The organism is Mesorhizobium sp. M0894 (assembly GCF_040319725.1).
Classification (GTDB): domain Bacteria; phylum Pseudomonadota; class Alphaproteobacteria; order Rhizobiales; family Rhizobiaceae; genus Mesorhizobium.
In genome coordinates, this window is the sequence record NZ_JAMYOG010000032.1 from 12,658 (window position 1) to 35,710 (window position 23,053).

The following is a 23,053-nucleotide window of genomic DNA, read 5'->3' on the forward strand; positions in this document are numbered from 1 at the left end:
GTTCCTCACGCGCCGTAGCCGCGCATCGTCTGGCGGTTGGTCTTGATCGCGGCGGCCGGATCTGCGGCAGCGGTGTCGGATTCTTCCTCCAACACCAGCCAGCCGTTGAAGTTGGGCGCGGCGCTGGCGATGGCGATCACTGCCTGGGTGTCGCAGACGCCCTTGCCAAGCATTGCCCAAGTGCCGCTGGCATCGACATCCTTCAGGTGAACGTAGCGGATGCGGTCGCGATGGGTTGTGAGGGTGTCGATCATGTCGTTGTGGCCGCGCAATATATGGCCGGTGTCGGGCACCCAACCGACCAGCGACGGATCGATCAGCCCGAAGATACGGTCGTAATCGGCGCGGTCGAACAGCAGCGTGTTGTGGTGCGAGCTCGGATGTACCGCGACATCGACGCCGGCCTTGCGCCCGAGCTCACCCGCCCTGTTGTAGATCTCGGCCGCGATGGCGAACCTGTCGTCGCGTCGGCCGTCCGAGACGACGGTGGCCGAGCCCATCGACACCATCGCGCCCGGAAAAGCGGCGGCGAAGTCGATCCAGCGCTTCGCGGCCTCGAGGTCGGCGCCGATCTGCTCCTTCAGTGTGAAGCCGTTCTTCGAACCGAAGGCAAAGGAGACGAGGGTGAGGCCGGTCGCCTTCAGTGCGGTGGCGAATTCCGCCGGCCTGCCGGCATAGCGGCCGATCATCGTGTCGGTGATCTCGATGCCGGCATAGCCGCCATCCGCGATCGCCTTCACGAGATCGTCGGGGCCGCCGGCAAAGCGGTCTCCCAACATTTCCCAAGTAAAAGTCTGGCAACCGACTTTCAGGTTTTTCACGACCGTCCTTTCCTTCCTTGATGCCGCCCTGCGTCAGCCTCCCCCGAGGCGGTGTTGGCAAAGCTCGGCGCGCGACTGGCGCGAGTCCGGCGAACGCCCAGTCCTGCGCGCAAGCCGCGCTACTGCACCAGCTGCCCGGCGCTTCCAGTGAGAAATTGCCGGCGGTCGGCGATCATCACATGAGCACGGGCTTCGAGCCGGCGGCCGGCCGATTTTTCATGTCAGTCATTTCTCCTCCCAGGGCCGGCAGCGCGCCCGACGTTCGTCAGCATTTTCGCATGTTCTATAACAATTTTACGCGCGTCAATATTTAAAATGTTGTATAGCGGCTTGCGAATGTGATCCGTTGCCGCGCAGCGGTCCAGGCCGCTGACGTGTTGGGAGGTACGATCGAAATGCACGGGAAATCAAAGACAAAGCTCGGCATCGGCGTTGTCGGGTGCGGCAACATCTCGATGACCTATTTGCGCAATGCGGCTCTGTTCGGTGAGGTGGAACTGCGCGCCTGCGCCGACATTTCCGCCGACATGGTGGCCTTGCGCGCCAGCGAATATGGCATCCGTCCGCTCAGCGTCGACGCGCTTCTGGCCGACCCGGAGATCGACCTCGTCCTCAACCTGACCATCCCGTCGGCGCATTTCGACATCTCATTTTCAGCACTTTCGGCGGGCAAGCATGTCTTCACCGAAAAGCCGCTGGCGACCTCGGCCAACGACGGTCGCCGTCTTGTCACGGAGGCGGCGAAGCGCGGGCTGCTGCTCGGCTCGGCCCCCGACACGTTTCTTGGCGCCGCCGGCCGGCGGGCGCGCCGCCTCATGGACGGGGGTGCGATCGGCCGGCCGGTGACCGGCACCGCCTTCATGATGGGGCGCGGCATGGAGCATTGGCATCCCAATCCGCAATTCTATTATCAACCCGGTGGCGGCCCGGTCTTCGACATGGGGCCATATTACCTGACTATGCTGGTCAACCTGCTCGGGCCGGTCGGCCGCGTGATGGCCATGGCAACGCGTGGCCAGGAGGAGCGCCTGATCACCGCAGAGGGTCCCTACAGGAACACCACCTTCAAGGTCGGCACGCCAACCAGCATCCTGTCGCTGCTGGAATTCCGCTCAGACGCTACCGTCGCCTTCGGCGCCTCCTGGGACGTCTTCAAGCACTCCAACCATCCGATCGAACTGCATGGCACGGAAGGCTCGCTCAAGCTGCCCGATCCGGACACATTCGGCGGCACCGTCTCGCTTTCGGAGCGCGGAGCCGACTGGGCAGACTTCACAAGCGAGAGCGAACTCTACGGCGCGCGCAACTGGCCCTTCGCCGCGCCCGATCGCGCCAATTACCGCATGCTCGGCGTCGCCGACCTTTCACGCGCGCTGTTGAGCGGAAGAAAGCCGCGTGCGTCCGGCGACCTTGCGCTGCATGTGCTGGAGATCATGGAAGCGATCCTCGCTTCGGGAGAAAGCCGCGAGTCGGTTGCAGTCAATGGAACCGTCGATCAGCCGCCACTCCTTGCGGAGGACGAGGCGGCAAGCCTGCTTGCCTGAGTTTGGGAGCCGTCCATGACAATATCGCCTTCGCCCTTGCTCGATCCGGAAGCCCGGCATGTGCTCGACCTCGGCCGGCAGGCGGCCGCCAAGCCGTTTGAGGCCGGCAGCCCTCAGGAAGCCCGCCGCGCCTATGAGCAGGGCTTTCCGACACTGCAGGGCGAACGCGAGCCGGTCGCCTCGCTGACCGAGCGCACCATCGCCGGACCAAGCGGCCCATTGACGCTCAGGATCTATCGCGGGCTAGGAGCTTCCGCGCACGGCGCGCCGGCGTTGCTCTATCTGCATGGCGGCGGCTGGGTGATCGGTAATCTCGACTCCCATGACGAGATCTGCCGCTGGTTTGCCAACATGGCCGCCTGCGTCGTCGTCTGTCCCGACTACAGGCTGGCGCCGGAGCACAAGTTCCCGGCGGCGATCGAGGATTGCCGCGTGGCGCTTGCCTTCATGCAAAGTGCCGTCGACGATCTCGGCGTCGACACGAAGCGCATCGCTGTCGCAGGCGACAGTGCGGGCGGCAACCTCGCCACGGTGCTCTCCCTGCTCGCGCGCGAAAACAAGAATCCGCCGACGGCGCAGCTGCTGTTCTACCCGAATACGGACGCCGCGCAGACGGCCGACAGCTATTGCCGCTTTGCCGAGGGTTTTGGTCTCACTGCGGCAACCATGACTTGGTTCCGCGACCACTATGTTACCCATGCCGGCGATATCAACGATTGGCGCGTGTCGCCGCTGAAGGCGCCCAGCCTTGCCGGTGTGGCGCCGGCCTTTGTTGCCATCGCCGGCCATGACATTCTCGCCGACGAAGGCGAGGCCTACGCGAAGCGTCTGGAAGATGAAGGAGTGCCGGTCGCCCTGCGCCGCTGGAATGGCCAGATCCACGGCTTCGTCTCGATGGGCCGCCATAGCCCGGCTGCACGGCAAGCGGTCAGCGCGGCGGTCCGCGCATGGCGCGGCTTCGATCTCGCCTTTGGAAATGCTCAGGCCGATTGACGCATGACCAGCGTCGCGTCGAGATTGATCTTGGGTGCAACCGCAGTCCCGTCCTCATCAAGCAGGGCCAGCAGCGTCTCCACACTGCGTCCCGCCATAGCGGCGAAGTTCTGCGCCATGGTGGTCAAGGCAGGACAGGTGTAGCGGCTGAGCGGGTGGTCGTCATGGGCCGCGACGCGCAGGTCGCAATCGCCTTTGCGGCCGACCTTGCGACCTTGCGAATAGGCGGCCGCCATGACGCCGAAGGCCAGGCGGTCATTGGCGCACAAAATGGTCTTACCCGGCAAGCCACCATTGCTGAGCATTGTCTCCATCTGCTGGTAGCCGATGCGTTCGAAATCCCAGGTGTATTCATGGGTGTCGCCAATGATCACCGGCTCTTGCCCGAGCCGTTGCATGGCGCTTACATAGTTGTGCAGGCGTTCGCGCGTATTGTGATTGACGTGCGGGATGTCGAAATAGACCGGCGCGCCGCCGGAGCGGCAGAGGTAATCGACGATCGTCGAAACGCTCTGGCTGTTGTTGTTGCCAACGAACGGCGTGCCGCTCTCGAGATAGGTGTCGAAATAGACGATCGGTATGGCCTGCGTCAGCTTCTCCAGCGCACGGTGGTCCGAGCGCAGGCCGAGCGGCGCGATCAGCCCACCGGAAACTTTTAGTGACAGGATGGTTCGCGTCGCTTCCACTTCGAGCTCGCGCGAGCCGTGCGAGGAGATCACGATCGGCCAGTAGCCTTCGTGGCGCAGCCTGAGTTCGATGCGGCTGACCATCTCGGAATAGAAAGGATCGGCGAGAGTCGGCACCACGATGCCTATGCTGCGGGTCCGTTTGCGGTTCAGGTTGCGGGCAAACAGATTGGGCTGATAGTCGGACGAGCGGAGTGCCTCCTCGATCCGCTTTCGCGTCGCTGGCTTGACGCTGGTTGGATCCTCGAAATATTTCGACAAGGTCGGCCTGGAGACGCCGCAGGAGTGGGCGAAATCCTCCATGGTCTTGTGCGTCATCGGCATTGAAATCCTCTCGTCACAGACATCCGATCCCGGGTGGTTCCTCGGCGCTGCCCGCCAGTGCGAGCAACTGCAAGACGAAAATTTACAGATAATGTCCGAGAGTTTCCATGCGTAAATTTATTAATTGACGCAAAAGGCGCAAGCGGTATTCATCGTCGGGTGAGCAATGGGAAATTCGAGTCTCGCGGCGAGGCGGGAGCGCAGCGCCGGAACGAAATTCCGCGAGATGGAGAAACTTGTCAGTCCGGCGAGATCCTTGTCGAGATCAGCCGACACCCCTGCGCGGTGACCCTGTGGTGCCGGCACGCTACGATGAACAGCTAAACCAGCTTCAAACAGGCTTGCCAAAGGAATTGGGGCTGGCAACTGCGAATCCGCAGAGGCGATGCGGGACTTGATCCAAACAGTTACTGTGTCTCGAGATCCGTGAAGATCGGCGGCATCGAAGTCGAAACGGGCGTCCAACGGCACTACTGGACGAGATGCCTTCCCCACAAGCATCGAACGATCGCCTCCGACTTCGTTGCTGTGGTTGAGCGAAGCTACCATCCTGATCAAGCCATTCCTAACGGCGAATTCGGGTCATTAGGTCGAAATCCCTTCCTTGCTAGGAGCCGGCTAGTCGCGAGGAAGTCGCTCAATAGTTGAAGATCGGCCCGAGTAGACTAAGTTGCATGGACTAAGTCGCGGGGCCCGCAATGCACACCGTCAATATTCACGAGGCCAAGACGCATCTGTCTCGTCTTGTCGACAGGGCGGCCAAAGGTGAATCCTTCATAATTGCGAAATCCGGCAAGCCGATGGTGAAGGTCGTTGCCATAGACGCACCTGCGGCCGGCGAAATGCGTCGCGTTGGGTTTATGGCCGAGCAGTTTTTTCAGTTCCAGACGAGGTTGATCGCATGGCCGATGAGGAAATCGGGAAGCTGTTTGGCGGCGACGCATGAAACTTCTGCTCGATGCCCATCTTTTGCTCTGGGCGGCGGGCGAGCCCGAAGAGCTCCCGCCCCTCGCGCGGGTGACTGCGGCCCTTCGGTGCGGTGGGGGGGTGAAGTCAGCTATCGCCTCAGACCACCCATGAACGCCTTTACTCGAGCAGAGTCGACTTGGTTCCACCAGACGCCGTCGTGCTTCAGCGCGCTGGCGATGATGACCCCGTCGACAATGGCGAGGATATCGTTGGCGTTGTCCGGCGTCACGCCGCTGCCGACCAACGTCGGCAGGCCGGCGGCCTGCTTGATCATGCTTATGTAGCCCAAATCGGCGGCGTGGCCGGTGCGCTGGCCGGTGGCGATGATGGCGTCGGCGTCGAAGAAGGCCAGGTCTTTGACCAGTTCCTCCACTGGGCGGTCGGCGACGATGGCGTGTGCGCCATGCTTGACATGGGCATCGGCGAAAATGCGGATGCCGTTGGCGCGCAGCCTGGCGCGGTAGCGTGCCGCACGGCCCGATTCGCCTTCGACAAAGCCCTCATTGGCGACATAGGCATTCGCCCACTGATTGACGCGGACGAAGCCGGCGCCGGCGGCGCTAGCGATCGCCAAGGCCGGGATGGCGGCATTGGCCAGCACATTGATGCCGATCGGCTTGCCGAGCTCGCGGCGGATGCGGTCTGAGACGACAGCCATATAGGCCGCCGTCTCCGGTCCGATATCGTCAGGCTTGGCGAAGGGGATGTCGCCATGGTTCTCGACGATAACGCCGTCGCAGCCGCCATAGAGATAGGCCCGGGCATCGTCGAGCCCGCGCTGGTAAATCGCCTCGATCGCCTCGCCATCATAGCGCGGCGCGCCGGGCAGCGGCGCCAGGTGAACGACGCCGATCACCACCTTGGTGCGGCCGAAAAGGTCCACGAGCGCGTCGCCGCCGGATTGGCCGATCTGGGTCATGAGAGCTCCATTTGATCGATGAGCGCCGCCATCTCGGAGGCGGAAGGACAGGATGCCAGCGTGCCCGGCCGTGTCACGGCGATTGCGGCGGCGGCGAGCGCCAGCTCCAGTGCCGAGGTGACCGGCATGCCCCGGGCAAGCCCGCCGGCCAGACAGCCGCAGAACACATCGCCGGCGCCGCTGGTGTCGAGTGCTTCGACGCGCGGCGCCGGCAAGCGAAGCGGTTCCGTCTGGTCCGGACCAAGCACGAGACAGCCTTCGCCGCCGAGCGTGATCACGACAATACCTGCGCCTCTGGCCGCCAGCGCCCGGGCGGCGGCTGCCATATCGCTCTGGCCGGTCAGGGCTTGCGCTTCGGATTGGTTGACCACCAAAACCTCCGCCAGTCCGAGATCGGGCACAGATGCCGCATCGATGGGGCTGGCGTTGAGGACGGTGCGCGCGCCGTTTTCCATTGCTGCTCGGAGGCAGGCATTGGTCGCGGCGAGGGGCAAATTTCCCTGGCAGACGAGCATGTCGCCGGGCGCGATCCAGCGGGCAAGCGCAGTTTGTTCTATCGGATCGAACGCTTCGCTGCAGGCCACGCCGCTGACGATAAAATTCTCGCCGCCTCCATCGACGACGATGGTCGAGCGGTCGCTCGGCAGCTCGAATTCGCTGACCTCGAGGTCTGACAGTTCGCTGTCGAGCCAGCTCCTGATCCATGCGCCTTCGCGGTCCTTGCCGAGCGCCGTCCAGAACGTCACCTCTGCACCAGTCCGCGCTGCCGCGACCGCCTGGTTGGCGCCCTTGCCGCCGAGGCCGTCAGCGTAGCTCACGGCGTTCAAGGTCTCGCCCACGGCCGGGAAGCGGCCGACGCGAAACATGGTGTCGACGCAGGCATTGCCGACGACGTGGACGCGCATGGCTCAGCTCTCACCGGTCGCCCAGCCCAGCATCTGTTCGAACAGGGTCTTGTAGCCTGGCCAGGCGATGAACTGCGGCGGCAGCCAATGCGGCCCGACATCGGATGTCCAGGCCACGGTGCGGCCCTTGCCATGGTGGCCGGTGACGAGCAGCGGCAGTGAGCCATAGTCCGACGACACGGTAGCCAGAACTTCCGCACCGTCCTTCAGCCTCACCTCGTTGAAGCCGAGCAGGATCGGCCAGTCCGAACCAAGGCCCCTGAGGATGGGATGTGTCGACCCTGGTTTCGGTACGGGCGCAAAACCTTCCGGAACCTCGACGCGGTCGTCATAGGCCAGGCAGCTCACAGGCAGCACGTCCTCGACCGGCGTCTTGCGGTAGCGCGCCCCGCCGTTGATGCCCTGGAAACTATAGTAGCCGCCGAACATCAACAGACCGCCGCCGCCGCTGACATAATCGCGCAGCAGGCGCAGGCGGTTCGGTGTCGGCTTCGAGTGGACCCAGGTGTCGGGATGCAGCAGCAGCGTGTTGGCGCCGATGTCGGATAGCACGACCGCGTCATAGGCCGACAGCGCCTCCATCGTCTGCGGAAAGCCGCGCTGCGCCTCATGCGCCGGCATGAAGGTGACGTCGAAATCGGTCGCCTTCAGCGCGCCCAGCAATTCGTCGGCGCCGGTGTGGTAGGTGACGGTCGGAAACTGGTCGAAACCCTTGATATGGGTCGCGGTCGACACCCAGGATTCGCCGGCAAGCAGGATCTTCTTCTTGGACATTTGAACTCCCGTGTAATTCCAGGCCGCTTAGAGCCGCGCGAATACGCTTTTCGGATTGGCGATCAGCATGCGGTCGATGGCCGCCTGCTCGACGCCGTGGCGTTTCAGGCGCGGTATGAAATGCTTCAGGATATAGCCATAGCCGAAGCCGCCGAAGCGCGTCAGCATGATCTTGAGGAAGACATCCTGCGACAACAGCAGGCGGTCGCCGAAACCGGCCTCGACAAGGGCGGCGATGACGCGTGCGTTCTCCTCGTCGGAGGGCGATTGCGCGTCCTGGTCGGCATAGTAATAGTCCATGCCGATCATGTCGTATTCGAGGAACGCGCCGCGCCGGGCGAGGCTTGTCTGGTAGTCGGGGTCGTTGTGGCTCGGGTTCATGTGACAGAGCACGGTATGGCGGAGATCGGAGCCCTCGGCCTCGACGATATCGAGCACCTCGTGCGCCAGCCGCTCCCAGCCCGGCAGATGGATCGACAGCGGCACGCCGGTGATGCGCGAAGCGCGCGCCGAAGCTTTGAGCGACTTGCGCTCCTCGGCGGTGAAATCCTTGCTGACGCCGACCTCGCCGATCAGCCCGGCCATGATCGGCGGCTGCGTCTCGCCGCCGCCGACATCGTTGACGATGAATTCGGTCACCGCGTCCACATCCATGGCCTTCAGCCATTCGGGATGGGTGTGCTCGAGATAGAAGCCGGTGCCCATGACGATCTTCAGGCCGGACATGCGGCTGATACGGGCGAGCTTTTCGGGATCGCGGCCGATGCCGATATTGGTGGCATCGACGACGGTGTGGCCGCCCAGTGCGCGATAGCGCTGCAGCTCTGACAGCGCCAGGTCGGCGTCGTCGAGCGAAACGTTGTCGCGGTTGACGTATGGGTTCATGCGCAACTCGCCGATGATCTCGATGTTCACCGGCTGCTCGGCGACCGCCATGTCATCGGGATGGCAGGGGCATTTCCAGCTGCGCGCGCCATCGAGCAAGATGTGCTCGTGCATCAGCGTGATGCCCATCTCCTCTACCGGAACCGGGCCGAGCACGGTCATCACATGGCCGGTTTCGACCCCGATCGCCAGCCGCTGGCCGGGCACCGCGTCATCGAACAGACCGCCCATCGGCTCAACGGCTCCGCACGGCGCCGCGGAACAGGCGGAAGTTCAGCCAGATGGCGACCAGGATGATCGTTCCGGTGACAATCGGCGTCAGGAAAGGCGACAGATGCGCCAGGATCAGGCCGTTGCCGATGACGGCCACGGTCAGCGCGCCGAGCACCGTGCCAATGATCGTTCCGCGGCCGCCGAACAGGCTGGTGCCGCCGAGCACGACCGCGGCGATGACTTCCAGCTCGAAACCCTGTCCGGCATTCGAAGATCCCGATCCAAGCCGGGCAGCAATGATGATCCCGGCAAGGGCTGCCGCGGTGGCGGAAATCACATAGACGAAGAGCGTCGTCTGCCGCGTGTTGACGCCGGCGCGCCGCACCGCCTCAGCGTTGGCACCGATGCCGGTGACATAGCGGCCGAACGGCGTCTCGTTGAAGGCGAGATAGGCGATGGCCAGGATCGCCAGCGCGATCAGCGCCGGCACCGGCACGCCAAGGAACCAGGCACGGCCCAGCACGGTGAAAGCGCTTCCGGGCTCGATCGGGATCGAATAGCCGCCGGTGATCAGCAGCGCCACGCCACGGATCACCGAAAGCCCGGCAAGCGTGACGATGAAGGACGGGATGCCCTCATAGGCGACGAAATAGCCTTGCACCGCGCCAAGCAGGGCACCGAGCGCCAACATGGCGAGGATAACGACTGACCATGGCAGGCCGAACTGCAAGAGCGTCGCCGACAGCGTTGCCACCAGCGCCAGTACCGAGCCGACCGAAAGATCGATGCCGCCAGTGGTGATGACGAAAGTCATTGCCGCGGCGACGATCAGCAGCGGCGCCGACTGCCGCAGGATGTTCAACAGATTAGGCGACGTCAGAAAGGCGTCGGTCGCCACCGAGAAGATGATGCAGACGACCAGAAAGAACAGCGCGATCGAGACGACACTGCCATTGGCGAGCAGCGCATCGCGCCAGGTGCCCTTGCGCACTCGTGAGGGCTGGGCAGCGTGGATCGCATCGCTCATGCCGGCGCTCCACGGCGATAGCCGTTGGTGGCGGAACGCGCACTAAATTTGCGGCCGACGATCAGATTGACCACGTCCTCGATATTGGTCTCGCCGATCAGCCGCTCGGCGACATTGCGCCCTTCATACATGACCTGGATGCGGTCGCAGACGAGGAACAGGTCCTGCAGCCGGTGGGTGATCAAAATGACGCTGACACCGCGCGCGCTGACCGCGCGGATCAGTTCGAGCACCGCCTCGACCTCGGCCACCGCAAGCGCTGCCGTCGGCTCGTCCATGATCAGCACGGCCGGCTCGAACGAGGCGGCGCGGCCGATGGCGATCGACTGGCGCTGCCCGCCGGAGAGGTTTTCGGCCTTGAGCCGCGTGTCGGCAATGACGATACCGAGCCGATCGAGCATCTGGCGCGTCTCGTCGTGCATGCGCTTCTTGTCGAGAAAGGAAATGCCGGCGATGCGGCGGCGCGGCTCGCGGCCGAGAAACAGATTGCCGGCGACATCGACCGTGTCGCAGAGCGACAGGTCCTGGTAGACCATCTCGACGCGCGCCGCACGTGCGTCCGCCGGCGAGCCGAAGATCACCGGCTTGCCGTCGATCTCGATGGTGCCGGCGTCGGGAACCACAGCCCCCGACAGCACCTTGCTCAATGTCGACTTGCCGGCGCCATTGTCGCCGACCAGCCCCAGCACCTCGCCCGGCTTCAGCGTCAGCGACACATCATCGAGCGTCTGGATGGCGTTGTAGCGCTTTGAGATGCCGCTCATCCGCACCCGATAGGTCTGGCCACTGCTCATCTGGGATTCCACGCGATTGCAGTCATCCGCGGCGCAGCCTCAGACGGCGCCGCGGCTCGGTCGCCGACGCAGCTTACTTGAACATCGCGCGGTATTGGTCGACATTCTTCTTGGTCACGATCGTCACCGGGATGTTGATGATCGGATCGATTTTCTCGCCCTTCTTGAGCTTGCCCAGCGCTTCGACCGCAGCCTTGCCTTCGCCGGCCGGATCCTGCTGCACGACCGCCACCACCCAGCCGTCGTCGATGCCCTGAACGGCCTGCTTGGTCAGATCCCAGCCGAACACCTTGACGTCGCCGGTGCGGCCCTGGCTGGTCACGGCCGAAACGGCGCCGAGCAAGGCCGGCTCTCCGGTGGCATAGAGCGAGTTCATGTCCGGATTGGCGGTCATCAGGTTTTCCGAAGCGCTCAACGCCGTCTCCTGAACGTTCTGGCCGTCGACCGTGTCGAGGAAGGTGACGGCCTGGCCGCTTTCGGTCACCGCCTTCTTGAAGCCGTCGAGCCGCTGGTTCTGGATGAATGAATTGAGTGCGCCGACGATGCCGATCTTGGCCTTGCCGCCCATCTCGGTCTTCACATAGTCGGCGTAGAATTTGCCGATGTCCTCGCCGGCCTTGGTGTTGTCCACACCTATGAACGAAACGTTGTCGCCGTCGGGGATCTGCGCGTCGATGGCGATGACGGGAATGCCGGCCGCCTTGGCCGCAGTAATCGCGGGCTTGACGCCGTTGACGTCGATGGCGACCAGAATGATGCCGTCGACTTTCTGCGTGATGTAGTTCTCGATCGCGTCGTTCTGCGCGCTCGGCACATTGTTGGCGTTGAAAATGACCAGCTTGGCGCCGGCGGCGTCGGCTGCCTTCTGCGCGCCCTCGTTGATCTGGTTGAAGAACAGGGCCTGCTGGTTGATGTTGACGAGTGCGAACGTATCGGCAAGCGCCGATCCCATGGCTGCCGAGCCCATGGCAATGGCGGCGGCACAGCCGGCGAGAAGTTTGAACAGACGCATTTTCGGTTCCCCTTGCTTGCGGACCAGACCGGCTGGTTCCCGTTGGTGCTACAGGCACGAGGCAAGCATTCAAGAGACTTGAATATTTGTCAATCCAAATGAACGCTGAGCGTTGCTCAGAAAGTCGCCGGCGTGTTGACCCAGAAGATGCTGGCGCGTTCCTTGCCGATATTGCGGTAATGATGCGGCAGCTCCGACCTGAAAACGAAGGCATCGCCGGTGGCGAGAGCATGTCGCTTGCCGTCGACGATCAACTCGATCCGGCCGGCGAGCACGTAGCCGACTTCCTCGCCGGCGTGCTGAATTGGACCTTCGCTCTCGCCGTCTGCCTCGATGTGATGGATGTTGCATTGTAAGAGGTGGCCGGCCGAATACGGGATGATGCGTTCGAGCGAGATTCCCTCGCCGCGCCGTAACGCGTCGAGCGCGATCAACGGCCGCGCGCCGGCCCGGAACACGATCGCCTCGTCGTCGTCGACCTGCTCGAACATCCAGCCGATATTGGTGTCGAGAACCTCAACCAGACGGTGAAGCATGGGCAGGGACGGCGAAGCCTTGCCGTTCTCGATCTTGGACAGCAGGCTTTCCGAGCAATTCGCAGCCGCGGCCAGGCTCTTCAGCGTCATGCCGCGTGTCTGGCGGGCGAGGCGCAGCCGAGTTCCAAGTCTCGCGGCATTTACGGTGGCGTCCGTTTCCGACTCTGGCCGCCGCCGATCGATTTTATTCATCTGTTCGCCAACCATTCAACGGTCAAGGGCAACTATCGCGCGAGCAAAAGACCTCGGCCGACGAATTGCAAGTGCTGATGCGTCAAATTCGAGACTGCAGCCGACCTCCCGCATCTGGCGAATGCTAATCCCGCATGAATCGCGCTGATGACCCCGCGCTCAGTTGTCCTTATCGCATGGCTATCCATCGTGGCCGAAATCGCCAGCCGCTACCGCGTTGCGTCACGTGGCGAGTGGACCTGGAACAACAATGCCTGCAAGACGGCCACACAGCCAATCTACACAACCACGGCCGTGCCGACACGATAAAATCTGGACTGTCACCGAATTCGCGGAGTCCGCCAGAAGTCACCCGCGGCAGCGCCCTATGGAGTTACGCCCAGGGCGCGCAGGCTCTTGGTAGCCGCGACGTACTCGGTAAAATCCCTGGGGCAGTGGCGCACGGCTAGCCGGTAATGTCGCAAAGCCTTGTCGGCATTGCCCTTGAGCTGGTGGAATTCCGCCGCGTAGAAATTGGCCTCACACAGATTTCCGCGCCTCCTGCTCGGGACGAGATCGTCGGCCGCGGCCAAGGCTGCTTCGGGCGACTGCTCGCCAAGGAACATGCGAACCAACGGCGCCGGCCATCTGGTCATGTCCAACTTGCTGGCCACACGGCGCAAATGGCTGGCGCCGCCACCGCGCAGCTCGGCCAGATCCGCCCAGATCGCATAGTAGGCATTGTCGGGTGCAAGTGTCGCCGCCATTGTAAGATCGGCTTGCGCTTTGGCCGGTTCCGGGCCGTAGAAATAGTAAATTCCCCTGCTTCCATAAGGGTTGACATAGGTCGGATCGAGCGTGATCGCCTGGCTGTAGTCAGCGACGGCGCGCTCTGCATCACCCTTTGCGCCCCAGGAGATGGCCCGGTTGTTGTAGGCGAACGGGTGTCGGGGGTTGAGTCTGATCGCCTCGTCGAAATCAGCGATGGCGCGGTCGAATTCCCCTATCCTGTTGAAGACGAAGCCGCGGTTGTTGTAGGCCTCCATATATGCCGGATCGAGCTCGATTGCGTGGCTGTAGTCGGCGATTGCGTGAGCGTCGTCGCCCTTGTGAGCCCAGCCGAGACCTCTGTTGTAAAAGGCCATGGCTTTCCCCGAGTCGAGCTCGATCGCCCGGTCGAAATCGCGGATGGCGCTGTCGTTCTTACCCTTCTCGAACCACAGCAGCCCACGCTCGTTGTAGGCATCAGTGTCGTTCGGATCGAGAGCGATGGCGTTGTCGTAGTCCACCATGGCCTGGTCATTGTCACCGCTGTCGATCCAGGCCATAGCCCGGTTGCGGTAAGCGATGGTGCGACTGCCCGGGCTTCGCGTCCTATCCTCGATGATCCGCGTGCAGGCCGCGATCCGCTGTGAGCCTGCAGCGGCGCCACCGCAATCGTCGCCGTCCTCAACCAAGGTCGGAGCGCCGAGCGCAAGCAGCAAAACGAGACCGGCCAGTACCCGATGTCCCGCTTGAATTGACCGTTCGATTGGCCGCCTGTCAAACATCATGTCAGCAGATTTCGGATCACTATTGCGGGTTGTTGGTCTCCTGCCAATTTGATCAACAAATTCAGGTTCTGCGCAAGGCATCGCCGCTAAGAAGATGGGCTGATAAATATTGACTTGAGCTGATCGCGAGGTTGTGGGCTTGCTCGCGCTCGGGACCGCGCAGCCAAAGTGGGCCTGGACTAGGACGAAATCACGTAAATTGAGCTTCGACAATTCTAAAGAAAGTCCAACAGAATTAATGGCCTGGCACCTTGCGAAGGTGAATTGCGGAAGCGGAGTTTGGTATTTGCCTTAGCGCTTTAGAAGTATAGACACATCGACACGAGGTGCGAAGAAGCAACGCCAATACAGCTGATTGGTTACAACATATTTATTCTCGCAGATATGGTATTGTCCATCCGGGGATTCCTGTACACGGTCCCGTGGGATGGTGAAATTATGCGGCAAATAAGTGTACCCACCGTCTACCCTGGACCGCACCGAAGACCGAGGTACGGCGCGGCAATCCGAACCACCGCAGCATTTGAATTTGGTCTGCGGGTCAATCTTGTCTTCGTACCAATCATGGGCGTTAGCTGCTGTTGCGGCGACGATACACATTGCCGTGAAGATGAGCCTTCGCATGGCATTCCTCAAATATCTGGCAGGCGCTGCTCGTTGGGGTTTCCATGTATATTAGCGTTCCATTGAAAATACCATTGGCCTCCGATCGAGTAACGCAGCTCCAGCCAGCGACGCTCGCAGCTGAAAGACCACGTTGGGTCAGGTCAGGACGACATTTGCGCCGAACAAAGGTCTGCTCTTGTCGCTCCGGTTCGAAAGCCGCCTGTCTGCTCTGCGCCTAATATCCGACATTGAGGCCTCCTGGGTCGTTTCCCGAAAACAGACAGACAGCTCAGGCGGCATGGTGTCCGGGGACCCGTAACTGCCATTCGCCTGGTTCCCGAGCGTATGACGACTCCCCTTCCAATTTGGGATATGGTTCCACACAGCACCCTTAGTGCTTGGTTGGGAGAAGGACGTGGACATCGCGGCATGGCTGAGTAGCCTGGGACTGGAGCGATACGCTCTGGTCTTCCGCGACAATGACATTGAATCCGAGATGCTTCCTCAGCTAACGGCGGAGGATCTGATAGCACTCGGGATCACATCGGTCGGTCACCGGCGCCGGCTGCTTGCCGCTGTGGCTTCATTCGGAGACACATCCGGCCCGTTACTGATCAAAGCATCCTCGCGCGACCGCGGGAGTGCGCCGGCAAGGTCGCCCGAGCATGGTGACGCGCGGCCACCGCACGCCGAACGGCGCCAATTAACAGTCATGTTCGTGGACCTCGTCAGCTCGACCGAGTTGTCGCAGCGCCTGGACCCGGAGGACATGCGGGAGGTTATTCGCGCTTATCAGATCGCAGTGTCGGAAGAGATCACCCGTTACGAAGGGCGAGTCGCCAAGCTCATGGGCGATGGGGTGCTGGCCTATTTCGGTTGGCCGCAGGCGCACGAGGACGATGCCGAACGAGCGGTTCGCTCGGGCATGGCCGCCGCCGCAGCAACGGCCCGACTTACAGCGCCGGGAGGCGAACCGCTGGCTGCCCGCATTGGCATCGCGACGGGACTGGTCGTTGTCGGCGATCTCGTTGGCGAAGGATCGGCACAGGAGGAGGCCGTTGTGGGCGACACGCCTAACCTGGCTGCGAGGCTGCAAGCGCTCGCCGAGCCGGGCAGCGTTGTTGTAGCTGACGGCACGCAACGACTGGTGGCCGGTCTATTCGATATGGTCGATCTCGGTCGCGGGGAGCTAAAGGGCTTCGCAAAGCCGGTCCGCACCTGGCGCATTGTCGGCGAGACAGCGGCAGAGAGTCGTTTCGAGGCGCGGCAGGACATTGTGACGCCGATTGTTGGGCGGGACCAGGAACTCGAGTTTCTGGTTGACCAGTGGCACCGGGCCTGCGCCGGGGATGGCCGAGTGGTGCTGTTGTCTGGAGAGCCGGGCATTGGCAAATCCCGGTTGATCGCGGCGATGGTTGATCGATTGAGCGCCGAGCCGCCTCCGCGGCTACGCTATTTTTGCTCGCCCTATCACATCAACAGCGCGCTCCATCCCGTGACCACGCACGTCGAGCGAGCCGCCGGACTGGATCGTGACGACACTACGGACGTCAAGCTTGACAAGCTTGAGGCCCTGCTCCGCAGCATCGTCCCGGACGTTGCGGAAGCAATGCCTCTATTGGCGACGCTGCTGTCGATCGACACGACTGGCCGCTACCCGCCCACCAGGCTGCCGCCGTCAGCCCAAAAGGCCCGTACTTTCGCTGCCCTTGTCCAACAAGTCGAGGCGCTGGCCGCACGCGAGCCCATCATCGTCCTCGTCGAGGATGCGCACTGGATCGATCCCACGACCGGCGAATGGCTGGATATGCTGATTGGTCGCTTGCGGGACATGCGGGTGCTCCTGATCGTAACCTTTCGACCCGAATTTCCGTCGGGTTGGAATCAATTTTCGCATGTAACCGCCCTGTCGCTCGATCGCCTCGGACCCGATCAAGGAGCAGCGATCATGGATCGCGTGGCAGGTGGAAAGGCGTTGCCGCCGGAGGTAGCCAGCCAGATTCTGGCCAAAACCGAAGGCGTTCCGCTGTTCGTTGAGGAGCTGACCAAGACCGTGCTCGACTCCGGTCTCCTTGTCGACGCGGGCGACCATTACATGCTCTCAGGTCCTCTGCCTCCTCTTGCGATTCCTTCGACGCTCCAGGATTCTTTGATGGCTCGCCTCGACCGACTGGGGGCGGTCAAGGAGGTCGCTCAAATCGGCTCTTGTATTGGCCGCGGCTTCCATCACCGACTGCTCGCTGCCGTGACGGACCCCGACGAAATCCGTCTCCAAGACGTCATGCCGCAGTTGGAAGAATCCGAGCTCGTTTGTCGGCGAGGCGTTCCTCCAGAGGCGACCTATACGTTCAAGCATGCGCTGGTGCGGGATGCTGCCTATCAGAGCCTGCTGAAAAGCCGTCGGCAACAGATTCACGCCAAGATCGCCGCGACGCTAGAGGCGCAATTCCAGGAAGTTGTCGCGACAGAACCTGAAACGCTTGCGCATCACTATACCGTCGCCGGCGTCAATTATCAGGCTGCCGTTTATTGGCTCAAGGCAGGGCAGCTCGCGCTGAAGCGATCTGCCAATCTCGAGGCGGCCTCCCACCTCCGCAAGGGGCTCGAGCTGGTCGGATCATTGCCCGGATCTGAGGACCGCCTGCGACTGGAGCTTTCGCTTGAAAGCGCAACGGGAACGGCAATGATTGCAGCCAAGGGCTGGGGAGCACCAGAAGTCCTTCAGGCCTTTTCGAGCGCGCGGAGGCTTGCCGATACGCTAGGCGACAAGCCGCAAATATTCGCCGCGATGCGCGGCGAGAGCTCCTACCAGACCATTTCAGGCAACCTGCGCGCTGCCAAGATGCTGGGCCACCAATGCCAATCGCTCGGATTGGAACTCGCGCAAGCATCCGATGATTCGGGGTACATCCTCGAAGCACATCACCAACTCTGGGGGATCTACTATTACCTCGGTGACTACGACGCGAGCGAACGTCATGCAAGCCATGGCCTGGCCACTTATGATTACGAGCGACATCGTCACCTTGCTTGGGGCTATGCCGGACACGACCCCGGCGTATGCTGTAGGGCGTTTTCCGCACAGATGCTCTTCATGCGCGGCCATTCGGTCCAGGCGCTCGTACGCTCACGCGATGCAATAGCGCTAGCCGAGCGAGACTCGCATCCGGTCAGCACAGCACAAGCGCAGCTAAGTTTCTGCTTGGTCCACCTGATGCGGCGCGAGCCCGCCGAAGGCCTTCAATGGGCGAAGAAAGCTATCACTCTGTGTGATGAATTCGTCATGCCGTTGCTGCTTGGCCAGGCTCGTGTGTATTTCGGCTGGGCGCTCGCCGGTCTGGGGCAGTTGGAGGAAGGCATTCGCCAAATGCGCCTGGGAATTGCGGGTATCGCCGCGACTGGCGCGGATATGGGCATGGCCTACTACCTTTGCATTCTTGCGCGTAACTGCGGCGAGCGCGGCGATGCAAGCGAAGGCCTTGCCCTCCTGGCGCAGGCCTTCGATACTCTGGGCAAATCGACCTCGAAGTATCAGCTACCAGAGTTATTGCGCACAAGGGGTGAGTTGGTTTCAGCGCTGGACCCAACCGATGAAGCCGCCGAAAGCTGGTTCCAGCAATCTCTCACGGCGGCCCGCGATCAAGGCGCGAAATCCTCTGAACTGAGGGCCGCGCTTCGGCTCACCCGCCTCTATACCGGCCAAGGCCGCAACGACAAGGCGCGGCATATTCTTGCGCCAGTCCACGCCAGCTTCACCGAGGGGTTTGACACGCCTGATCTCGTAGAGGCCAAAGGCCTGCTCCGAATGCTTTCGCATTCGACGGAACGCGGGTGAAGCATTGCATCCGATACGCAAATTCCTAGTTGGACGACGTCGCCGTGGAAGGAGAAGCGATATGCAAACGTGGGCTGGTCTGTTGGTGGGCGCCGCCATGACATTTGCGAGTGGATCGGTTTCGGCAGAAGAGCTCACTATCTTTTGGGCGGAATGGGACCCGGCGAATTACCTTCAGGAACTCGTCAACGAGTATGAGAAGGAAACCGGCGTCAAGGTAACTATTGAAACGACGGCCTGGCCGGGATTCGAAACCAAGGCCTTTGCCGAGTTCAACGCCAAGGGCGACGCCTATGACATGGTCGTCGGCGACTCGCAGTGGCTCGGCGCCGGCTCGACCGGCGGCCACTATGTCGACCTCACCGACTTCTTCGCGAAGCACGATGTAGCCAAACTGATGGCCCCCGCGACGGTGAAAGTCTACGCCGAATATCCCGGCAACAGCGGCAAGTACTGGGCGATCCCGCTCGAAGGCGACGCCATGGGCTGGTCCTACCGCAAGGACTGGTTCGAAGACCCGAAGGAAATGGCAGCGTTCAAGGCCAAGTACGGCTACGACCTCGGCGTGCCGAAGGATTTCAGGGCGCTGCGCGACATCGCCGAGTTCTTCTACCGTCCCGATCAGAAGAAATACGGCGTCGCCATCTACACCGACAATGTCCACGACGGGCTGGCAGGCGGCTTCGAAAGCTTGCTCTTCTCCTACGGCGGCGAGCTTGGCGACTATTCGACCTACAAGGTCGACGGCATCATCAACTCCGACAAGGCGATCGCCGCGCTCGATGCCTACAAGGAACTCTACAAGTTCACGCCTCCGGGCTGGGCCAACGCCAATTTCATCCACGACAACCAGGCGATCACCGAAAACCTGGCCTCGATGAGCATGAACTTTTTCGCGTTCTTCCCATCACTGATCAACGAAGCGAGCAATCCCAACGCCAAGAACACCGGCTTCTTCGCCAACCCGGCAGGGCCGAACGGCGACCAGTTCGCCGCGCTTGGCGGGCAGGGCATCTCGATCGTCTCCTACTCCTCGAAGCAGGCAGAATCCCTGAAGTTCTTGGAATGGTTCATCAAGGATGAGACCCAGAAGAAGTGGGCAGCGCTCGGCGGCTACACCTGCAGCGCAGCCGTACTGAAGTCGGATGAGTTCCAGAACGCCACGCCCTACAACAAGGCCTTCCACGAGACCATGTTCAAGGTGAAGGATTTCTGGGCGGTTCCCGAGAATGCCGAACTACTGCTACAATTCAACCAGCGCGTCTATCCTTATGTGACCGGCGATTCCGGCACGGCCAAGGAAACGCTTGACGCGCTGGCAGCCGACTGGAACGCGACGTTCAAGAAATACGGCCGCCAGTAGGCCGTCTGGCCTTGGAAGGCTGGAGACCAAGCCGCTGGCTAAGAGGCGACTGAGCGGTGATCCATTGCTTTGTCGCTGTTTTGGTGACCTCAATGGCCGCTCCTGGCGCGCAATGCTGCCATCCCTACGCGCGAAAACTATTGGCTACGGGTCAAGGGCGGACTTTGGCTTGGTGCACGGCCAAGGTCTCGATCGGGGAATTGCAGACGTCCCGCTCTAGACGGGCGGCGCGAGCCACCAACCGTCTGTCAATGGTATGACCCAGCGGCACGACTCTGCGATAATCCCAAAAATGAAGACTGGAAGGAATGAGCCGTGCCCTTGCGGGAGCGGCAAGAAGTTCAAGAAATGCTGTTTGAATGCCGCCAAACAGGGTGTGCGGAGCGGGCTAATGCCTGAACGCGACCCCGTCTTCTTGGCGCAAGCGCAAGCCATGATGCGCCAGCATCAGGCTGCGGAGAGCGTGCGCCAGCAGCAGCAAGGGTACGGCAACCCCATCGTGTCGTGGGTGGATGAGGCGAACGGCTTCCGGTTCGTGGCGGCTAAGACGACGGTCCACTGGGGGAGGAATTGGGTCATCTTCCCCAACTTCCTCGACTACTTCATGAAGAAGACGCTCGGCCATGAATGGGGCGAGCGCGAACGCAGCAAGGGCCGGCACCCGCTCTTCCGGTGGTTGCAAAAGACGCAAGCATACAGCAGCCACAAGCCCGGCGACCGGAAGGTGACGACCATTGAGATGATGGGCTTCATCGCGTGCTGGCTGCACCTGGCTTATCTGACCTCTTCAACCGACGATATTGACCGCTCCTTTGCGGATGCTCGCGGGGTATCCTCGCCGCCCGCTACGATAAGGTGCGCGAAGCCGGCATTGTAATGAGCCAGGCAGTGCTGATCGCGGTCGGCATCGAATGGGATGGCAGGCGCCAGATCTTGGCCGTGGAGTGGCCAATCGCGAGAGCCGCTCGGCCTGGAAGGACTTCCTCTCGCGCTGAAGGCGCGGCCTCAGGGCGTCGAAGTCGTCTCCGACGATCATGCCGGCCTGGTTGCGGCGATCGGAGAAGTCATCCCGGAAGCACGACGGCGGCGCTACTACCTGCACTTCCTCAGAAACGCGCTCGATCACCTAACGAGGAAACGTGGCGACGATTGCCTGGAGGAACTGTGCTGGCCTACAACCCGCGCGATCTCACCGAGGCCAAGGCTGATTTCGTCGCATGGTTGTCCAAGTAGTCGGGACGTTATCCCCGACTGCCGGCTTGGGTGGAGGAGTCCATCGACGTACGCTGACCTTCTTCCGCCTGCCGCGCCAGCACCACAAGCACCTCAAGTGCACCAATATGCTTGAACGGCTTAAACGAGGAAATCCGCCGCCGCAGCGATGTTGCTATCAAGATGGGCGACCTGCGTGAGCACAAGAAACTCGCTCTGCGCCAAGCCGCATGAGCACCACCACGGCCGCCCCTTTTTGCAGAACTTCACGCACAACCGCCCGAAGGCGATCGATCGGATGGAGAGCTGTGCCGCGTTCGGTCAATGTAGCGATGAAGAGGATAGTCGCTCTAAGAGGTGCCCCGAAACGCCTGAAGATCAAATTAGACGAAGTTCGGCATGCTAGGCCGGGATAATGCGCGGCCAGCGGCAAGGCAACCGAGAAGACTATAGCTGATGTGGTATTCGGCAGCGCAATACCAGCAGTTCCTCAGCAGTCGATTGCCGACTATGCCGCCTGACCCAAATGGGTCAAGCGGATACCAATCAATCAGTGATACGCCTCCTTGTGTTATCAAACACAACATCGAGGTCGTGAAATGATGGGGGTAGCGAAGCTCTTTAGTTGCGACACTCGCTTTGCTGGCGGTAGCCGGCAGCCTGCCTTTTCCACAGGCCGGGGGTTCGCGCCTTCGCTTGCCAATGCGGCGAGGAAGGTTGCCAGGAAGACAGCAATGGGGATGTTTGCGCACCCGGTCGTCAAAGGCTGCACCGCCAGACTCGGCTGCCCTCCGCCACATAATTGCGTTTAAGCCGCGCACTCTGAATCGCTTACTCACCTGACCTCCTCCGCGAGCAGAGAGGGAGGAGGGAAACCTAGGAGGAACAGACCATGCGCTACAAACTAGCAGTTACTATCCTCGCATCAATGATCGGACCCTTCGCGGCCACGACACCCATCGCAGCCAAGACGATCGGCGCGGTGGTATGGGACACCTGCAGAGGGCCAATGTCCAACAAGTACGACAGAATCCGGTATCCGAAAGTGTTCGTCGGCGGCTATCGGCATAGCGACGGCGAGGCATATTGTTTCTGGCGGCACAACAAAGGCCTCAAATATACGATGAAGAACGCCCGTTCCATGATTACCGCCACGCTGAATGATTGCTACAGCGCCGGTTATGACCTGTGCCAAGTAGTCGCCCTAAACGGCTCCCTCACCGAGAACGGGCTCCGAATCCGCAACTTGTCGGTGGCAGACGCCAGGTATTCACGGCAACAAAGGCAGCAACAAACGGCAGGCAACGTGGACGCGTTCTTGAACGCATTCGTTGGCGGGCTCGGCGCGGCTGGGGCTTTCGTACCATCGCCGCCTCGCGAAACGTACCGCCCAGCGCCGCGGTACAACAAACAAGCTGACAATTACATCCGTCAAAACAACAAACAGCTTCTCCCAGGGGGCAGCGTCTGTACCGCCGCGCAGCGGGCGAGAGGTTGGTCAGCGGAACGTTGCATGCTGAACTAGGCTCAAACCGATCAGAGACTTGAGGCGGAAAAGCTTTCCTGATTCACGTATGATGGGAATCTCGGGAAGTGGCGCATGGCGCTCTTCTCGTTGCCGGATGAGGCGTGGGCGGCGATCGAGCCGCATTTACCCGGGCATCAGTCCGGCGCCAGGCGGGTCGAGGCAGCCTTGATCATCGTAGGCCTCTTCGGAGGGACCAGGTGCAACTTGATTTCGGAAGTCCTCAGCTTTTCACGGGGCACGTGACGTCTATCGTTCGATGAGTCCTTCTGGATGATCTCGCTGCGATTGCGCCCAAAGTGTAAGCGGGCAGCTGAGGCCGTTCAGCGCTGGTAATTCCATGGCATGAGGGCGTCGATATCGCTGTTTGGCCAGCCATTGGCAAT

18 protein-coding genes and 2 pseudogenes are annotated in these 23,053 nt (G+C 61.7%); 8 read left to right on the forward strand and 12 right to left on the reverse strand.

The window, feature by feature from the left end; translation table 11 throughout:
* Positions 1 to 5: 5 nt before the first annotated feature.
* Positions 6 to 779, reverse strand: a complete 774-nt coding sequence (locus NKH91_RS30920; RefSeq protein ID WP_352885512.1) for a sugar phosphate isomerase/epimerase family protein — start codon at positions 777 to 779, stop codon at positions 6 to 8.
* A 437-nt stretch (positions 780 to 1,216) separates the two neighbouring features.
* On the opposite strand from NKH91_RS30920, the gene NKH91_RS30925 reads away from it, so the two are divergent.
* Together NKH91_RS30925 and NKH91_RS30930 are read left to right on the forward strand one after the other, a co-directional pair.
* Positions 1,217 to 2,365: a Gfo/Idh/MocA family protein gene (locus NKH91_RS30925; protein ID WP_352811980.1), complete on the forward strand. Its 1,149-nt coding sequence runs from the start codon at positions 1,217 to 1,219 to the stop codon at positions 2,363 to 2,365.
* Positions 2,366 to 2,380: 15 nt separating this feature from the next.
* Complete coding sequence (locus NKH91_RS30930) at positions 2,381 to 3,358, forward strand: alpha/beta hydrolase (protein ID WP_352811982.1); 978 nt, start codon at positions 2,381 to 2,383, stop codon at positions 3,356 to 3,358.
* Here the strand turns inward: NKH91_RS30930 and NKH91_RS30935 are convergent.
* Together NKH91_RS30935 and NKH91_RS30940 are read right to left on the reverse strand one after the other, a co-directional pair.
* Complete coding sequence (locus tag NKH91_RS30935) at positions 3,346 to 4,368, reverse strand: LacI family DNA-binding transcriptional regulator (protein WP_352811984.1); 1,023 nt, start codon at positions 4,366 to 4,368, stop codon at positions 3,346 to 3,348. The two genes, NKH91_RS30930 and NKH91_RS30935, sit on opposite strands and share 13 nt — an antisense overlap.
* Before the next feature lie 120 nt (positions 4,369 to 4,488).
* Positions 4,489 to 4,926, reverse strand: coding sequence for a hypothetical protein (locus tag NKH91_RS30940; RefSeq protein WP_352951031.1), 438 nt, complete (start codon positions 4,924 to 4,926; stop codon positions 4,489 to 4,491).
* 140 nt (positions 4,927 to 5,066) lie between these two features.
* On the opposite strand from NKH91_RS30940, the pseudogene NKH91_RS30945 reads away from it, so the two are divergent.
* A pseudogene (locus tag NKH91_RS30945) lies at positions 5,067 to 5,314 on the forward strand (type II toxin-antitoxin system Phd/YefM family antitoxin).
* A 111-nt stretch (positions 5,315 to 5,425) separates the two neighbouring features.
* On the opposite strand, the gene NKH91_RS30950 reads toward NKH91_RS30945, so the two are convergent.
* The 9 genes from NKH91_RS30950 to NKH91_RS30990 all read right to left on the reverse strand — a co-directional run bounded on the left by NKH91_RS30950 (position 5,426) and on the right by NKH91_RS30990 (position 14,339).
* Positions 5,426 to 6,256 carry a BtpA/SgcQ family protein gene (locus NKH91_RS30950; RefSeq protein ID WP_352811987.1) on the reverse strand — a complete coding sequence of 277 codons (831 nt, stop codon included), beginning with the start codon at positions 6,254 to 6,256 and terminating at the stop codon, positions 5,426 to 5,428.
* A complete protein-coding gene (locus NKH91_RS30955) occupies positions 6,253 to 7,161 on the reverse strand; it encodes a ribokinase (protein ID WP_352885508.1) in 909 nt (302 codons plus the stop codon). Before NKH91_RS30955 ends, NKH91_RS30950 begins: the two co-directional genes overlap by 4 nt.
* A 3-nt stretch (positions 7,162 to 7,164) precedes the next feature.
* The gene (locus tag NKH91_RS30960; RefSeq protein WP_352811991.1) at positions 7,165 to 7,935 is read right to left on the reverse strand and encodes a glutamine amidotransferase; all 771 of its coding nucleotides are present in this window, start codon (positions 7,933 to 7,935) and stop codon (positions 7,165 to 7,167) included.
* A 27-nt stretch (positions 7,936 to 7,962) separates the two neighbouring features.
* Positions 7,963 to 9,051 (reverse strand): phosphotriesterase family protein, encoded by a 1,089-nt coding sequence (locus NKH91_RS30965; RefSeq protein ID WP_352885507.1) that lies wholly within the window; start codon positions 9,049 to 9,051, stop codon positions 7,963 to 7,965.
* Positions 9,052 to 9,055: 4 nt separating this feature from the next.
* Positions 9,056 to 10,060, reverse strand: a complete 1,005-nt coding sequence (locus NKH91_RS30970) for an ABC transporter permease (protein ID WP_352483919.1) — start codon at positions 10,058 to 10,060, stop codon at positions 9,056 to 9,058.
* The gene (locus NKH91_RS30975; protein WP_352885506.1) at positions 10,057 to 10,854 is read right to left on the reverse strand and encodes an ATP-binding cassette domain-containing protein; all 798 of its coding nucleotides are present in this window, start codon (positions 10,852 to 10,854) and stop codon (positions 10,057 to 10,059) included. The genes NKH91_RS30970 and NKH91_RS30975 overlap by 4 nt, the downstream gene beginning before the upstream one ends.
* 73 nt (positions 10,855 to 10,927) lie before the next feature.
* Positions 10,928 to 11,866, reverse strand: coding sequence for an ABC transporter substrate-binding protein (locus NKH91_RS30980; RefSeq protein WP_352483917.1), 939 nt, complete (start codon positions 11,864 to 11,866; stop codon positions 10,928 to 10,930).
* A 116-nt stretch (positions 11,867 to 11,982) separates the two neighbouring features.
* Positions 11,983 to 12,594, reverse strand: coding sequence for a cupin domain-containing protein (locus NKH91_RS30985; RefSeq protein ID WP_352483916.1), 612 nt, complete (start codon positions 12,592 to 12,594; stop codon positions 11,983 to 11,985).
* A gap of 365 nt (positions 12,595 to 12,959) precedes the next feature.
* Positions 12,960 to 14,339: a tetratricopeptide repeat protein gene (locus NKH91_RS30990; RefSeq protein WP_352885505.1), complete on the reverse strand. Its 1,380-nt coding sequence runs from the start codon at positions 14,337 to 14,339 to the stop codon at positions 12,960 to 12,962.
* A gap of 808 nt (positions 14,340 to 15,147) precedes the next feature.
* Here NKH91_RS30990 and NKH91_RS30995 point away from each other — a divergent pair.
* The 5 genes and pseudogenes from NKH91_RS30995 to NKH91_RS31015 all read left to right on the forward strand — a co-directional run bounded on the left by NKH91_RS30995 (position 15,148) and on the right by NKH91_RS31015 (position 22,667).
* Positions 15,148 to 18,567, forward strand: coding sequence for an AAA family ATPase (locus NKH91_RS30995; RefSeq protein WP_352885504.1), 3,420 nt, complete (start codon positions 15,148 to 15,150; stop codon positions 18,565 to 18,567).
* Between the two features lie 97 nt (positions 18,568 to 18,664).
* Positions 18,665 to 19,930 carry an ABC transporter substrate-binding protein gene (locus NKH91_RS31000; protein ID WP_502896961.1) on the forward strand — a complete coding sequence of 422 codons (1,266 nt, stop codon included), beginning with the start codon at positions 18,665 to 18,667 and terminating at the stop codon, positions 19,928 to 19,930.
* 292 nt (positions 19,931 to 20,222) lie between these two features.
* Positions 20,223 to 20,807, forward strand: coding sequence for an SEC-C metal-binding domain-containing protein (locus NKH91_RS31005; RefSeq protein WP_352812001.1), 585 nt, complete (start codon positions 20,223 to 20,225; stop codon positions 20,805 to 20,807).
* A pseudogene (locus NKH91_RS31010) lies at positions 20,762 to 21,376 on the forward strand (transposase); the annotation flags it as partial. The gene NKH91_RS31005 and the pseudogene NKH91_RS31010, both read left to right, overlap by 46 nt.
* A gap of 658 nt (positions 21,377 to 22,034) precedes the next feature.
* Positions 22,035 to 22,667, forward strand: coding sequence for a hypothetical protein (locus tag NKH91_RS31015; protein ID WP_352885503.1), 633 nt, complete (start codon positions 22,035 to 22,037; stop codon positions 22,665 to 22,667).
* Positions 22,668 to 23,053: the final 386 nt, after the last annotated feature.